Origin of the sequence: Enterobacter cloacae complex sp. P1B (assembly GCF_014982345.1) — a bacterium.
GTDB lineage: Bacteria > Pseudomonadota > Gammaproteobacteria > Enterobacterales > Enterobacteriaceae > Enterobacter > Enterobacter bugandensis.
This window is the reverse complement of sequence record NZ_JADCLF010000014.1, coordinates 181050-195705: the sequence shown is the minus strand read 5'-3', so window position 1 is coordinate 195705 and position 14656 is coordinate 181050. Positions and strand designations below refer to the sequence as shown.

General features: G+C 55.7%; 18 protein-coding genes. All 18 read left to right on the top strand.

Annotated features, from left to right (window positions below):
• The first annotated feature begins 122 nt into the window (after nucleotides 1-122).
• The gene (locus tag INF77_RS18125; protein ID WP_059346935.1) at nucleotides 123-560 is read left to right on the top strand and encodes a phage terminase small subunit P27 family; all 438 of its coding nucleotides are present in this window, start codon (nucleotides 123-125) and stop codon (nucleotides 558-560) included.
• Nucleotides 560-2290 carry a terminase large subunit gene (locus INF77_RS18120; RefSeq protein WP_059346934.1) on the top strand — a complete coding sequence of 577 codons (1731 nt, stop codon included), beginning with the start codon at nucleotides 560-562 and terminating at the stop codon, nucleotides 2288-2290. Before INF77_RS18125 ends, INF77_RS18120 begins: the two co-directional genes overlap by 1 nt.
• Complete coding sequence (locus INF77_RS18115; protein WP_167347075.1) at nucleotides 2287-2445, top strand: hypothetical protein; 159 nt, start codon at nucleotides 2287-2289, stop codon at nucleotides 2443-2445. Before INF77_RS18120 ends, INF77_RS18115 begins: the two co-directional genes overlap by 4 nt.
• The gene (locus INF77_RS18110; RefSeq protein WP_193532529.1) at nucleotides 2439-3656 is read left to right on the top strand and encodes a phage portal protein; all 1218 of its coding nucleotides are present in this window, start codon (nucleotides 2439-2441) and stop codon (nucleotides 3654-3656) included. The genes INF77_RS18115 and INF77_RS18110 overlap by 7 nt, the downstream gene beginning before the upstream one ends.
• Nucleotides 3649-4251 (top strand): HK97 family phage prohead protease, encoded by a 603-nt coding sequence (locus INF77_RS18105; RefSeq protein WP_063430289.1) that lies wholly within the window; start codon nucleotides 3649-3651, stop codon nucleotides 4249-4251. Before INF77_RS18110 ends, INF77_RS18105 begins: the two co-directional genes overlap by 8 nt.
• 9 nt (nucleotides 4252-4260) lie before the next feature.
• The gene (locus INF77_RS18100; protein ID WP_059346931.1) at nucleotides 4261-5490 is read left to right on the top strand and encodes a phage major capsid protein; all 1230 of its coding nucleotides are present in this window, start codon (nucleotides 4261-4263) and stop codon (nucleotides 5488-5490) included.
• A gap of 79 nt (nucleotides 5491-5569) precedes the next feature.
• Nucleotides 5570-5893 carry a head-tail connector protein gene (locus tag INF77_RS18095; protein WP_054829596.1) on the top strand — a complete coding sequence of 108 codons (324 nt, stop codon included), beginning with the start codon at nucleotides 5570-5572 and terminating at the stop codon, nucleotides 5891-5893.
• Complete coding sequence (locus tag INF77_RS18090; protein WP_054829595.1) at nucleotides 5890-6294, top strand: phage head closure protein; 405 nt, start codon at nucleotides 5890-5892, stop codon at nucleotides 6292-6294. The genes INF77_RS18095 and INF77_RS18090 overlap by 4 nt, the downstream gene beginning before the upstream one ends.
• A complete protein-coding gene (locus INF77_RS18085) occupies nucleotides 6266-6778 on the top strand; it encodes a hypothetical protein (RefSeq protein ID WP_193532528.1) in 513 nt (170 codons plus the stop codon). Before INF77_RS18090 ends, INF77_RS18085 begins: the two co-directional genes overlap by 29 nt.
• Nucleotides 6775-7335 (top strand): hypothetical protein, encoded by a 561-nt coding sequence (locus INF77_RS18080; RefSeq protein WP_054829593.1) that lies wholly within the window; start codon nucleotides 6775-6777, stop codon nucleotides 7333-7335. The genes INF77_RS18085 and INF77_RS18080 overlap by 4 nt, the downstream gene beginning before the upstream one ends.
• A 3-nt stretch (nucleotides 7336-7338) precedes the next feature.
• Complete coding sequence (locus INF77_RS18075; protein ID WP_023343816.1) at nucleotides 7339-7509, top strand: DUF2635 domain-containing protein; 171 nt, start codon at nucleotides 7339-7341, stop codon at nucleotides 7507-7509.
• Nucleotides 7493-9007 (top strand): phage tail sheath subtilisin-like domain-containing protein, encoded by a 1515-nt coding sequence (locus INF77_RS18070; RefSeq protein WP_193532527.1) that lies wholly within the window; start codon nucleotides 7493-7495, stop codon nucleotides 9005-9007. The genes INF77_RS18075 and INF77_RS18070 overlap by 17 nt, the downstream gene beginning before the upstream one ends.
• Nucleotides 9007-9363, top strand: a complete 357-nt coding sequence (locus INF77_RS18065; RefSeq protein ID WP_054829592.1) for a phage tail tube protein — start codon at nucleotides 9007-9009, stop codon at nucleotides 9361-9363. Before INF77_RS18070 ends, INF77_RS18065 begins: the two co-directional genes overlap by 1 nt.
• Nucleotides 9360-9686, top strand: coding sequence for a phage tail assembly protein (locus INF77_RS18060; RefSeq protein ID WP_187808744.1), 327 nt, complete (start codon nucleotides 9360-9362; stop codon nucleotides 9684-9686). The genes INF77_RS18065 and INF77_RS18060 overlap by 4 nt, the downstream gene beginning before the upstream one ends.
• Before the next feature lie 84 nt (nucleotides 9687-9770).
• The gene (locus tag INF77_RS18055) at nucleotides 9771-11693 is read left to right on the top strand and encodes a phage tail tape measure protein (protein WP_193532526.1); all 1923 of its coding nucleotides are present in this window, start codon (nucleotides 9771-9773) and stop codon (nucleotides 11691-11693) included.
• A 33-nt stretch (nucleotides 11694-11726) separates the two neighbouring features.
• Nucleotides 11727-13070: a DNA circularization protein gene (locus INF77_RS18050; RefSeq protein ID WP_193532525.1), complete on the top strand. Its 1344-nt coding sequence runs from the start codon at nucleotides 11727-11729 to the stop codon at nucleotides 13068-13070.
• A complete protein-coding gene (locus INF77_RS18045; protein ID WP_193532524.1) occupies nucleotides 13067-14122 on the top strand; it encodes a phage baseplate assembly protein in 1056 nt (351 codons plus the stop codon). Before INF77_RS18050 ends, INF77_RS18045 begins: the two co-directional genes overlap by 4 nt.
• On the top strand, nucleotides 14122-14655 hold the full coding sequence (locus tag INF77_RS18040; protein ID WP_193532523.1) for a phage baseplate assembly protein V: 534 nt from the start codon (nucleotides 14122-14124) through the stop codon (nucleotides 14653-14655). Before INF77_RS18045 ends, INF77_RS18040 begins: the two co-directional genes overlap by 1 nt.
• Nucleotide 14656: the final 1 nt, after the last annotated feature.

The window sequence follows — 14656 nt, the reverse complement described above, 5'->3', positions numbered from 1 at the left end:
GGGGGGGAGGGTAAATCTCTCCAGCCCTTGCCCTTCCGGACTGCCCGCCTCATCGAATTTTTACGCGCCCAAAATAAGAAACTTTTTTCCGGAAGGTTCCGCCTATTGAATTGGAGGTTTTGATGGGTACTGCTGTTCGATCTTCCGGTGGTGGCCGTAAGCGCAATTTGCCCTCAAACCTGAAGAGCAAACTGACAAGGATCGCGCCGCCGGATGAGTTAATGAGCGACATCGCGATCCGCATCTGGAAAACGCAGAGCAAAATTTTAATCGAACGCGGCGTTTTTGATCTCGAAGACGCGCCGCTACTCCTGGCGTACTGCAATGCATTTCACCTGATGGTTGAGGCCGAAAAAGTCATCGCGAAAGACGGCCTGACCGTATCAAGTGAAATGGGGGGTGAGAAAAAACACCCGGCAGTCAATGTCCGTAATGACTCCGTTTCACAGCTCGCCCGTCTGGGTTCCCTTCTCGGGTTAGACCCGCTCAGCCGCATAAGAATGACCAGCGGTAAAAATGATCCGGACGATGAAGGGAATGAATTTGATGAGTTTGACTGATGGCTACATATCCGAACGTCAATGCGGCGAACCAGTATGCGCGGGACGTCGTGAACGGGAAGATACTGGCCTGCCGGTTAACCATTCTTGCCTGTCAGCGACATCTGGACGACCTGGAACGCGCCAAAGATCCACGCTGGCCTTACCGCTTCGATAAAAATAAAGCAGAACGTTTCCTCCGCTTTTCCCAGAAAATGCCGCACACATCCGGGGAGTGGGCTCGCCGGAAGCTGCGCATAGATTTTGAGCCCTGGCAGAAATTTGCGCTGGGCGTGCCGTTTGGCTGGGTGCGCAAGGATACCGGCTTTCGTCGGTTCACTGAGATTTACATTGAGGTGCCACGTAAAAACGGTAAATCGGCGATCGCAGCGGCCGTCGGGAATTATATGTTCTGTGCCGATGGCGAGTACGCAGCGGAAGTTTACTGCGGCGCCACGACGGAAAAACAGGCCTGGAAAGTCTTTGCGCCTGCACTGGCGATGGTGAAAAAGCTTCCGGCCCTGCGCCAGAAGTTCAGCATCAAACCCTGGGCGAAGAAGATGACACGCCCGGACGGCTCCCTGTTCGCGCCCGTTATCGGTGACCCCGGCGACGGTGATTCACCCTCCTGCGCCATCATCGACGAGTATCATGAGCATGATACTGATGCGCTCTATACCACGATGACAACCGGGATGGGGGCAAGGGAACAGCCAATCACGCTTATCATCACCACGGCGGGTTTCGATATTGCTTCGCCATGCTATGAGAAGCGCACGCAGGTGGTCGAGATACTGGAGCGCATCAGAGAAGGTGGTGAAAACGAAGCGATTTTCGGGATCATCTATACCCTGGACGATGATGACGACTGGACGCAGCCGGAAGCGCTGAAAAAGGCCAACCCGAATTACAACATTTCGGTGAAAGAGGGATTCCTCAAGGCCAAGCAGCTGCTGGCGATGTCCACGCCCAGCCAGACCAACAAAATACTCACCAAGCATTTTAATAAATGGGTGAGCTCTAAAGCGGCATTCTACAACCTGCAGAAGTGGATGGCCGCGGCAGACAAAACGCTCAAACTGTCCGATTTTGCGGGGGAAGAGTGTTATCTCGGCATCGACCTGGCATCAAAACTCGACCTCAACGCGGTGGTGCCGGTGTTCCGCCGGGAAATCGACGGAGTAAGCCATTATTACTGCGTTTCGCCTCTGTTCTGGGTGCCGGAAGACACTGTCTACGCCACGGACCCGGCGCTGAAAACGATCGCCGACCGATACCAGTCCTTTGTTAATCAGGGCGTGCTGGTTCCATCCGACGGTGCAGAAGTGGATTACCGCCTTATTTACGAAGCGATCCTGAAATTACGTGAAACCGTGAAAATAGCGGCGAGCCCGATTGACCCCTATGGCGCAACCGGCCTTTCTCACATGTTGCAGGATGAAGGGCTGGAGCCCGTCACCATTACCCAGAACTACACCAACATGAGCGACCCGATGAGGGAGATTGAGGCTGCGATCGCTGCTGGCCGCTTCCATCACGACGGCAATCCGCTGATGACCTGGTGCATATCAAACGTGGTCGGCAAATATTTACCGGGTAGTGATGATGTTGTTCGCCCGGTAAAAGAGGGCGCAGGCAACAAAATCGATGGTGCAGTTGGCCTGATGATGGGTGTTGGCCGCGCAATGCTGAATGAGCCGAAAGACTTCCTTTCTAACCTCGATCCTGATGAGGAACTGTTATTCCTGTGAAATCACTAATTATCGATGTGTCCGGGCTGGCAGGCTTCGGCGCGCTGGTGGGAGGCGTTTACCTCAAATTTGGCGTGGCGGTTGCTCTCATGGCTGGCGGTAGCGGTCTGCTGCTGTGGGCGCTGCTGGCCGCCAGGAGAATAAAGTCATGCTGATTGATGCCATTTTTCGAAGTAACTCTCTGGAAAACCCCGCGGTACCGCTCACCGTTGAATCAGCCGAAAATGACGGGATTTTTAACGGTGACGTGATTGTTAATCCCCGGACGGCGATGAAACTGGCTGCGGTGTACGCCTGTATCTACGTTATTTCGTCCAACGTTGCGCAGATGCCGCTGCACGTCATGCGGCGCACCGGAAAGAAGGTCGAGGCCGCCCGCGATCATCCGGCGTTTTATCTGGTTCACGACGAGCCGAACGCCTGGCAGACCAGCTATAAGTGGCGCGAGCTGAAACAGCGGCACATTCTGGGCTGGGGGAATGGCTACACGCGGGTAATTCGACACCGCCGGACCGGTGAAGTGACCGGTCTCGAAGCCTGTATGCCATGGGAAACAACGCTGCTCAACACCGGCGGGCGCTATACCTACGGCGTTTATAACGAAGAGGGCTCCTTCGCCATCAATCCTGACGACATGATCCACGTCAGGGCGCTGGGTAACGATCAGAAAATGGGGCTCAGCCCGGTACTTCAGCATGCTGAAACCATCGGAATGGGCATGAGCGGGCAGAAGTACACGGAAAGTTTTTTCAGCGGAAATGCTCGTCCTGCCGGGATTGTGTCAGTGAAAGGTCCGCTGAATAAAGATAGCTGGGGATGGCTGAAAGATCAGTGGCAAAAGGCTACAGCGATGCTTCGCAGCAAGGAAAATAAAACCATGCTGCTACCGGCCGACCTTGACTATAAGGCGCTGACAGTCTCTCCGGTTGATGCCCAGCTCATCGATATGATGAAGCTCAACCGCTCGATGATTGCCGGTATTTTCAACGTGCCGGCACACATGATCAACGACCTCGAAAAAGCCACTTTCTCCAATATTTCCGAGCAGGCGATTCAGTTTGTCCGCTACACGATGATGCCGTGGGTGACGAACTGGGAGCAGGAGCTTAACCGCAGGTTATTCACCCGCGCCGAACGGGCAGCCGGTTATTACGTGCGATTTAATCTGGCCGGTTTGCTGCGCGGCACCGCAAAAGAGCGTGCGGAATTCTATCACTACGCCATCACCGATGGCTGGATGAGCCGCAACGAGGCTCGCGCGTTTGAGGACATGAACCCGAAAGACGGCCTTGATGAAATGCTCGTCAGCGTCAACGCCTCCCAGCCAGCTAAACCTACAACCCAGGAGAACACTCAAGATGAGTGAACGAGAAATTCGCTGTTACAGCGGCGAGGTGCGCGCTGAAACGCACGACAGCGAACCCAGCCGGATCATCGGGTACGGTTCGGTTTTTGACAGCCGTTCCGAACTGATTTTCGGTTCGTTTCGCGAAATCATCCGGCGCGGTGCGTTTGATGATGTGCTTCAGGACGATGTCCGGGCACTGTTTAACCATGATCCAAATTTTATTCTGGGGCGCACCCGCGCGGGCACGCTTGCACTGACGGTGGATGAACGCGGTCTGCGTTACGACATCACCGCGCCAGAAACCCAGACAATCCGCGATCTGGTGCTGGCACCAATGCAGCGCGGCGATATTAACCAGTCCTCTTTTGCTTTTCGCGTCGCCCGCGACGGAGAGGAGTGGTACCAGGACGAGGAAGGCGTGGTAATTCGTGAAATTACCCGTTTTTCCCGTCTGCTGGATGTCAGCCCTGTGACATATCCGGCGTACCAGGAGGCGGATTCCGCCGTCCGCTCAATGAAAGCCTGGCAGGAGGCGCGCGACAGTGGCGCGCTGCAGAAAGCCATTAACCAACGAATGGCGCGTGAGCGCGTCCTGACCCTTCTTAACGCGTAAGGAAAAACCATGAAATTGCATGAACTGAAACAAAAACGTAATACCATCGCGACCGATATGCGCGCGCTGAATGAAAAAATCGGCGATAACGCATGGACGGAAGAGCAGCGCACCGAGTGGAATAAAGCGAAGTCAGAGCTGGAAGCCCTCGATGAGCGCATTGCCCGTGAAGAGGAGCTGCGCCGCCAGGACCAGACCTATGTTGATGAAAACGAGGAAGAGCAGCGCAATAATCAGGATCCTGATAAAAATACGCTGCAGGACGAAAAACGCGGTCAGATCTTTGATAAATGGATGCGTCACGGTGCCAGCGAACTGAGTTCAGAAGAGCGCAAGGCTTTGCGTGAGCTGCGCGCGCAGGGCGTGGCGCCAGATGAGAAGGGCGGTTATACCGTGCCTGATACCTTCCTGGCGAAAGTCGTTGAGCAGATGAAAGCTTATGGCGGTATTGCCAGCGTGGCGCAAATCCTGACGACTTCCGACGGTCGCACTATGGAGTGGGCAACCGCTGACGGTACCGCTGAAATGGGCGTGCTGCTGGGTGAGAACGAAGAAGCTGGTGAAGAAGATACCGAGTTTGGAATGGACTCCCTGGGCGCGGTGAAAATGACGTCCAAAATCATCCGTGTGTCCAACGAGCTGCTGCAGGACAGTGCGATCGACATGGAAGCCTATCTTGCCCGCCGTATCGCAGAGCGTATTGGACGCGGTGAAGCACGTTATCTCATTCAGGGTACCGGCACCGGCACGCCAAAACAGCCGAAGGGGCTGAAAGCCTCCGTAACCGGCACCACTCAGACGGCCGCCGCCACCGCTGTGAAATGGCAGGAAATTCTTGCTCTGAAACACAGCATTGATCCGGCGTATCGCCGCGGGCCGAAGTTCCGCCTGGCGTTCAATGACAACACGCTGAAACTCATCAGCGAGATGGAAGACGGTCAGGGACGCCCGCTCTGGCTGCCGGATATCGTCGGCGTGGCGCCAGCGTCAGTTCTTAATGTTCCGTATGTCATCGACCAGGAAATTGACGATATCGGCGCGGGTAAAAAATTCATGTTCTGCGGCGACTTCGATCGCTTCATCATCCGCCGTGTTCGTTACATGATCCTGAAACGCCTGGTGGAGCGTTACGCAGAATTCGACCAGACAGGCTTCCTGGCATTCCATCGCTTTGACTGCATCCTGGAAGACACCTCTGCCATTAAAGCGCTGGTGGGCAAGGGCTCTGCAAGCAGCTAATAAAATCCATCACTGAAGAAACCATGCCGCGTTAAGCGGTTTTTTTGTGCCCGCCATCTGGCGGGCGCAGGAGGATCCTATGTTGCTTTCTCCTGAGGAAATTAAAGCTCAGCTCAGGCTGGATGAGGATTACACCGATGAAGACAAGTTTCTTGAGCTGCTGGGGCGGGCGGTTCAGGCCCGGACAGAAAATTTTCTGAACCGGAAACTTTATGCGGCGGAGGCGGGGGTGCCAGCCGACGATCCTGAGGGGCTTATTCTCTCGGATGACATCAGGATGGGGATGCTGCTGTTGCTGACGCACTTCTACGAGAACCGCTCAACCGTCACCGAAGTGGAGAAAGTCGAACTGCCGATGAGCTTTAACTGGCTCGTCGGTCCATACAGGTATATCCCGCTATGAAACTCAGGCAGGCGCAGGCCAGCGCCACATACCTTTTGCCCGACCCGGGCGAACTGGACCAGCGAATCATTATCCGGCGGCGCGTCGATGTGCCAGCGGATGATTTTGGCGTGTCACCTACTTATCCGGAGCAGATCCGGACGTGGGCCAAAAAGGCACAACCCGGCGCGGCAGCGTATCAGGGGTCTGTGCAGGTTGAAAATAAGGTGACCCATTATTTCACCATCCGTTTTCGCCGCGGCATTACAGCCGATCATGAAGTGGTTCACGACGATATTTCTTATCGGGTCAAACGCGTCCGTGACCTGAACAGTAAACGCCGTTTCCTGTTGCTTGAGTGCGAAGAGCTGGGTACCGACAGCGGGAGTGACTATGCCGCAGACAGCATTTTTACACGTTGATTTCGAACAGCCGGACGAGCTGGTCTTTAACCGGGCGAGGATGCGACGGGCGTTCGTCAAAATCGGTCAGGTTCACATGCGTGATGCCCGGCGGCTGGTAATGAAACGTGGTCGCTCGAAGCCTGGCGAAAACCCCTCATACCGGACGGGGCAGCTGGCGCGCTCAATCGGTTATTACGTGCCCCGCGCTTCTAAAAAGCGTCCTGGGCTCATGGTAAAGATTGCACCGAACCAGAAGAACGGGGAGGGCAACCGCCATATCAACGGCGCGTTTTACCCTGCCTTCCTGTTTTACGGTGTTCACCGTGGCGCGAAGCGTAAGAAAGGGCATCATCGCGGCGCTTCGGGAGGCAGCGGCTGGCGCGTTGCACCGCGTAACAACTACATGACGGAGGTGCTGGAAAAACGCCGCAGCTGGACACGTTACGTGCTTTCCCGCGAGCTGCGTAAATCCCTCCGGCCTCAACGCAGGAAGAAAAAATGAAACTAACCCCGATTATTGCGGCGCTGCGCGCCCGATGTCCGCTGTTTGAAGACCGTGTTGGCGGCGCCGCGCAGTTTAAAGCGATCCCCGAAGCCGGAAAGCTCAGGCTGCCAGCTGCGTATGTCGTGCCATCTGAAGACGTCACTGGCGAGCAGAAGTCGCAGACGGACTACTGGCAGGATCTGACGGAGGGTTTTTCCGTCATCGTCGTGCTCAGCAACGAACGGGATGAAAAAGGGCAGTGGGCAGCGTATGACGCCGTTCATGACGTCAGGCAGCTTATCTGGAAAGCGCTGCTGGGCTGGGAGCCTGACCCTCAGGCGCATGAAATTCAGTACGCCGGTGGGATGCTGCTGGATCTGAACCGCCACGAACTCTATTACCAGTTTGACTTCACGGTGAAGTATGAAATCACCGAAGAGGACACCCGCCAGCAGGACGACCTGGACGCATTACCCGACCTTAAAACGCTCAGTATAGATGTTGATTTTATCGAACCCGGTACCGGGCCAGACGGCAACATTGAGCACCACACCGAAATAACCTTTCAGGATTAATTCATGTTTGTGAAACCCGTCAAAGGGCAGTCCGTTCCGGATCCTGCCCGTGGTGATGTTTTGCCGGAAAAAGGGCGAAACGTCGAAGCGTCCGCGTACTGGTTCCGCCGGAAAGCCGCTGGCGAAATCGAAGTAATTCAACCAAAAGGGGCTAAAGATGACCGTAAGCTTTAATTACATCCCGGCTGATAACCGGGTACCGCTGTTTTATGCCGAAATGGACAACAGCGCCGCCAATACGGCACAGGACAGCGCGCCATCCCTGCTGATAGGCATGGCATTGTCTGACGCTGAAATGCCCGTTAACCAGCTGGTCATCATGCCGTCGAAAGACCTGGCAAAGAAAATGGCAGGCCGAGGCAGCCAGCTGGCGCGCATGGTGGAAGCGTATCGCCGTGCGGACCCGTTCGGTGAACTGTGGGTTATCGCTGTGCCTGACAGCGGGCAGGCGGCAACCGGCACGATCACCTTCTCAGGCACGGCAACAGATGCGGGGGCGGTCAACCTGTATATCGGTACCACCCGTGTACAGATTACCGTGGCCGCTAAAGACACCGGCGCGGATGCAGCGCAGGCGCTGCTGTCTGCCATTAACGGCAATCAGGATCTGCCGGTCACCGCTCAGTATAAAATGACCTCGGCAGGACCTGCGCAGGGAACGCTTGAGCTCACTGCTGTTAATAGCGGCACCGGCGGCAACAGCATTCCGCTTACGCTGAATTACTACGGCACGGCCAGCGGCGAAGAAGTACCTGCAGGCTTAAGCGTGCAGGTCGGGAAAATGAGCGGCGGTGCCGGTGACCCTGATTTATCAGCAACCATCGCCGCGATGGGTGACGAGCCGTTTGATTATATTGGCCTGCCGTTCAGCGACAGCGCCTCGTTGCAGCTGATGGCGACTGAAATGAACGACAGTTCCGGGCGCTGGAGTTACATTCGCCAGCTTTACGGCCACGTGTATACGGCCCGAACCGGTTCATTGTCCGAGCTGGTCGCCTATGGCGATACGTTTAATTATCAGCACATCACCATCGCGGGTTATGAAAAGGATGTGCAGACGCCGGTGGATGAGCTGGTGGCATATCGTCTGGCGCGTCAGGCTGTGTTTTTGCGCAATGACCCGGCGCGCCCGACGCAGACCGGTGAACTGACAGGGGCTCTCCCTGCGCCAACCGGAAAACGCTTCACCATCACGGAGCAGCAGTCATTGCTGACGCATGGTATTGCGACGGCGTATACCGAATCCGGCATTTTGCGCATTCAGCGCGACATCACCACCTACCGAAAAAACGCTTACGGCGTGGCGGATAACAGCTATCTGGACAGCGAAACGCTGCATACCAGTGCCTACGTTCTGCGACGCCTGAAGTCGGTGATCACCAGCAAATACGGTCGTCACAAGCTGGCGAATGACGGCACCCGCTTCGGGCCCGGCCAGGCGATTGTTACGCCGTCAGTCATCCGGGGTGAGCTGGGGGCAGTTTACCGCCAGCTGGAGCGTGAGGGCATCGTTGAAAACTTCGATCTCTTCCAGCAATACCTGATTGTTGAGCGCAACGCGAATGACCCGAACCGTCTGGATGTGCTGTTCCCGCCGGATTACGTCAACCAGCTGCGTGTGTTCGCCGTACTTAATCAGTTCCGTCTGCAATACAACGAGGAGGCCGCATAATGGCAAAGATTGCGGGTACCACTTATTTCAAAATCGACGGACAGCAGCTGTCCATCACCGGCGGGATCGAGGTGCCGATGAACACCCGCGTGCGTGATGACGTGATCGGCCTGGCTGGTGATGTCGATTACAAAGAAACGCACCGCGCGCCCTATACGAAGGTGACGGCGAAGGTGCCGAAAAACTTCCCTGTGAACAAAATCACCACCTCAGACAACATGACCATCACCTCTGAGCTGGCGAACGGGCAGGTATATGTTCTGTCGAATGCCTGGCTGCACGGCGAGGCTAACCATAACCCCGAAGAGGGCACGGTGGATCTGGAATTCCACGGTGAAGAAGGATTTTACCAATGACGAAAGAACTGGTGCTGAAAAAGCCGATCACGGCGCATAACGAAAAGCTGCATGTGCTGGAGCTGCGCGAGCCCACTTACGACGAAATTGAGAGTATAGGCTTCCCGTTTACCGTGTCCGGCGACGGAGGGTTAAAGCTGGATAGTGCTGTTGCGTTGAAGTATATCCCGGTACTGGCGGGGATCCCGCGTTCATCTGCCGCGCAGCTGGCTAAGCTGGATATCTTCAAAACCTGCATGCTGATCCTGAATTTTTTTACCCAATCGGAGACGGATCAAACCTCAGACGACGACTCTATAACGTCGCCTGGTTCTGGAAATTAAACCCCCTTGAGCTTCGGCGGACGGCCATTTCAGACTTCCTTGAACTGGAAGCGGAAGCTGTCCGCATCAACGAGGAAGTAAAAAATGGCTGACAGTTTCCAGTTAAAGGCAATTATCACCGCCGTTGACCAGCTGACCGGGCCGATGAAAGGGATGCAGCGCGAGCTTAAGGGATTCCAGAAGGAAATGGGCAGTCTGGCGCTGGGGGCTGCGGCTGCGGGTACCGCCATTCTCGGCGCGCTGGCGCTTCCGGTGAATTCCGCGATGGGCTTTGAGTCAAAAATGGCTGATATCCGCAAGGTGGTTGACGGCCTCGATGATAAAAAAGCCTTTGCGCAGATGAGTGACGATATCCTGACGCTGTCCACGCAGTTACCGATGGCGGCAGAGGGGATCGCAGAGATTGTTGCGGCAGGTGGCCAGGCGGGGATCGCGCGCAGCGACCTGATGCAGTTCGCCAACGATGCCGTGAAAATGGGAGTGGCGTTTGACACCACAGCCGAAGAGTCTGGCCAGATGATGGCGCAATGGCGAACGGCATTCAAACTGACGCAGGATGATGTGGTTGTTCTTGCCGATAAGATCAACTATCTGGGAAATACCGGTCCGGCTAACGCGAAGAAAATTTCTGATATCGTCACGAGGATCGGGCCGCTCGGTAGTGTCGCGGGTGTGGCCTCCGGTGAAATTGCAGCAATGGGCGCGACCATCGCCGGTATGGGTGTTGAATCTGAAATTGCTTCTACCGGCATCAAAAACTTCATGCTCTCACTTACTGCTGGCAACTCGGCAACAAAGTCACAGAAGGATGCGCTGGCTTTCCTGAAGCTAAACCCACGTAAACTTGCTGAGGATATGCAGAAGGATGCACGCGGCGCGATGCTGAAGGTACTGGACTCGCTCGCAAAAGTACCTAAAGCGAAGCAGGCCGCCGTCATGAACGCGCTGTTTGGCAAAGAGTCATTGAGTGCAATTGCCCCGCTGCTGACTAACTTGGATCTGTTACGTACCAATTTTACCCGCGTGGCAGATGCCCAGGAATATGGTGGCTCGATGCAGAAGGAATACGCATCACGCGCGGCCACGACAGAAAACCAGCTGGTTCTGCTGAAAAACAGTGTGAATGCGATCTCGGTGACGCTGGGTGATACCTTCCTGCCCGCCATTAACGAAGCCGCGAAAGCGGTCATGCCTTATCTGGAACAGCTCCGGACATTCGTTCGCGCGAATCCTGAGCTGGTACAGTCGGCTGCTAAATTCGGCGCGGCGCTGCTGGGTGTTGGCGTTTCTATCGGCGTGTTATCGCGTGCAATAAAAATACTGAACACGGTGATCAACCTTTCACCGGCCAAACTGGCGATAAGTGCGCTGGCGGCGGGCGCTATGCTGATTATCCAGAACTGGGATGATGTTGCCCCGGTGATAAAGGCGGCATGGGTTGAAGTGGATAAAGTTGCCCAGGCGTTTGGCGGCTGGGAAACTGTTCTGGGCGGTGTTGGCCTGTATATGACAGGCGTATTCACGGTTAAAACGTTGGGTACGCTGCGCACCGCCCTGACCTTAGCAACACAGCTTTCCGGTGTGCTGGGGAAAATCGCCACGCTGGGGGCGACCACCGTTCAGATTGCTGTTGCGATTTACATGTTTGAGCAGCTTAAAGAGATAGCTGATGCAGCGAAGGAAGCCGACCATACCGATTCATTCTGGCAGTCACTGAAAAATCGCTGGAACGCCGGGGGCTGGTATAACAATAAGCAGCAGGTCCAGCAGCGTGACATGCTGACAGGGCAGACGACAAGGGATAATTTTTCGCTATCTCCACCGTTACTGCGCCAGGGACCAGTTCTTGATCGTGCAGCTGCGCCAGCTGCACAACGCAGTGAGTTGAAAGTGACATTTGATAATGCTCCTCCAGGCATGAGAGTGCTGGATATCCCGAAATCGGGAAATCCGATGATGGATGTGACTCACGATGTCGGTTATTCACCATTCCGCACACCACGTTAAACCCGCTTCGGCGGGTTTTCTTTTGGGGGCTATATGGCTTTTTTTTCTTCAAACGACTGGCGCGATCGTCTTCGTGATGCGTCGTTTCGTGGCGTACCTTTTTCAGTGGAAGATGATGAAGGTTCGTTTGGGCGCCGTGTTCAGGTGCATGAATATCCCAATCGCGATAAACCGTTCACGGAGGATTTAGGTCGGGCAACGCGCCGGATGACTATTAACGCCTATCTGGTAGGCGACGACTATGCGGACAAGCGCGATCGCCTTATTGGCGCTATCGAAACCGCCGGGCCGGGTACGCTTGTCCATCCTCAGTATGGAGAAATGCAGGGCAGTATCGACGGTCAGGTGAGGGTCACGCACAGCAATGCAGAAGGGCGCATGTGCCGTGTTTCCTTCCAGTTCGTGGAGAGCGGCGAACTCTCATTTCCTGTTGCGGGCATGGCGACGGCGCAGCGCCTCACACAATCAGGCGGCCTGTTTGATGAAGCGATCGAAAGCATGTTCTCTGCCTTTTCACTCTCCGGCATTGCTGATTTCATCCAGAATGATGTGCTGGCCGACGCAGCCGCGATGCTTGGCGATGTTGCTGACGCGTTCCGGATGGTTGACTCCGGCGTCTCAGCGGCGATGCGACTACTGCAGGGGGATTTGTCAGTCATTTTAATGCCGCCCAGCGCAGCCAGTGATTTCGTGCGAGCGCTGCAAAAAGCCTGGCGCGCCGGGGACCGGCTAACTGGCGATACTTCAGACCTTGTGACGATGATTAAGACGATGTCCGGCGTAACGCTTGATCCGGGGCTGGCGCCACGGGGAACCTGGCCGACAGATTCCGGTTCCGTCGGGATGCAAAAATCCCGCAGTAACATGGTCGCCGCAGCGATCCGTTCCACGGCAATCAGCACGGCATCCCAGACCGTTGCAACACTGGCACAGCCGAAAACCATCGCGGCGCCGCAGGGGCAAACCGGGAAGGTAACCGGCGGTGCGTCAACTAACTATATCATCAACATTTCCCATCCCGCGCTGGACGGTTCGGGCACTACGACGGTGAAAGAAGATCCGCCTACATGGGATGAATTAACTGAAATTCGCTCGGCTCTGAATACCGCTATTGATCAGGAGCAGCTGCGCATTACCGACGACGGGATTTTCCAGCAAATCACTGTGCTCAGAACAGACCTGAACCGGGATATTTCCGCGCGTCTTGCACAGGTGGAAATAACGGCTGAGCGGACGCCCCCGGAAGTCCTCCCTGCGCTGGTGCTGGCCGCGGGCTGGTATGACGACGCGGCGCGGGAAAATGACATTCTTACCCGCAATGTGGTTCCCCATCCGGGATTTGTGCCTGTTAAACCTCTGAGGGTACCGGTCCGATGAACAATACCGTTTTTTTACGAGTGAATGGCCGCGAGTGGGGGGGCTGGACCTCTTCCCGCATCAGCGCGGGCATTGACCGTGTTGCCCGCGATTTCAACGTGTCGATCACCAGGCAGTGGCCGGGTAGTGATGGTGTGCCGCAGATTCAAAACGGCGATCGTGTTGAGGTGATGATAGGTGATGATCTGGTGATTACAGGCTGGGTTGAGGCGTTACCGCTGCGCTACGATGCAACGGCAATAACAATGGGGATCGTTGGCCGCAGCAAAACGGCAGACCTTATTGACTGCTCAGCGGCACCTGCGCAGCACAATGGTAAAAATCTGTTCCGAATCGCCACCGCGCTGGCTAAACCGTTCGGCGTGGACGTCGTGGACGCCGGTACACCTGCGACTGCAGTCATTGACGCGCAGCCGGAACACGGTGAAACGGTGGTGGAGTGTCTGAACCGCCTGCTGGGGCAGGTGCAGGCGCTAGCCTATGATGATGCGCAGGGCAGGCTTGTGCTCGGTAAGCCTGGGGCGGAGAAAGCGGCCACGGCGCTGGTGCTGGGAGAGAATATTCTTTCGTGCGATACAGAGCGCAGTGTCCGCGATCGGTTTTCCAGCTATCTCGTCACGGGCCAGCGCCCCGGAACAGATGACGATTTTGGTGAAGCAACGATCGCCGCCATCCGACAGAGCACAGCAGATGCCGGAGTGACCCGCTACCGCCCGCACACCGTCCAGCAGTCCGGTACCGCGACGACGGACAGCTGCAAAGCCCGATGTGAGTTTGAGTCCAGACAACGTGCTGCAAAAACCCGTGAAACCACGTACACGGTTCAGGGATGGCGGCAGGGCAACGGCGAACTCTGGCGGCCAAATCTTTCGGTCATTGTCTACGACCCGTTGAATGGCTTCGATAATGAGACGCTTGTTATCGCTGAAGTGACATACATTAAAGACAACAACGGCACCACGTGCGAAATCCGCGTTGGTCCTGTTGACGCATACCTGCCGGAACCGGCAGCACCGAAAAAGAAAAAGACATCGGGAGGCTCAGAATTCTGATGGCTGGATCTTCTCTTCAGAACATTGTCACGCGAGCAGTTATCACCGCGCTCGATACCGCAAAAAAATGCCAGGCCGCAGGGCTGAAGCTGATCGCAGGTGAACAGAAAGAAAACGTGGAGCACCTTGAACCGTACGGTTTTACATCCGCTGCGCAAAACGGTGCTGAAGCCGTAATGCTGTTCCCAGGTGGCGATCGCTCGCACGGTGTTGCCGTGGTGGTTGCTGACCGCCGGTACCGTCTGAAAGGTCTGGCACGCGGAGAGGTCGCCATTTACGATGATCAGGGGCAGTCCGTAACGCTGACCCGCGCCGGGGTCGTTGTCAACGGTGGCGGTAAACCGATAATTTTCACCAATGCCCCTAAAGCCCGTTTCGAAATGGATATCGAGGCCACCGGACAAATTAAAGACCTCTGCGATGGCGCGGGCAAAACAATGTCTGCAATGCGCACGACGTACAACGGCCACACCCACAAAGAAAATGGCGACGGCGGCGGTACGACAAACTCTCCCGACCAACCGATGAGTTAAA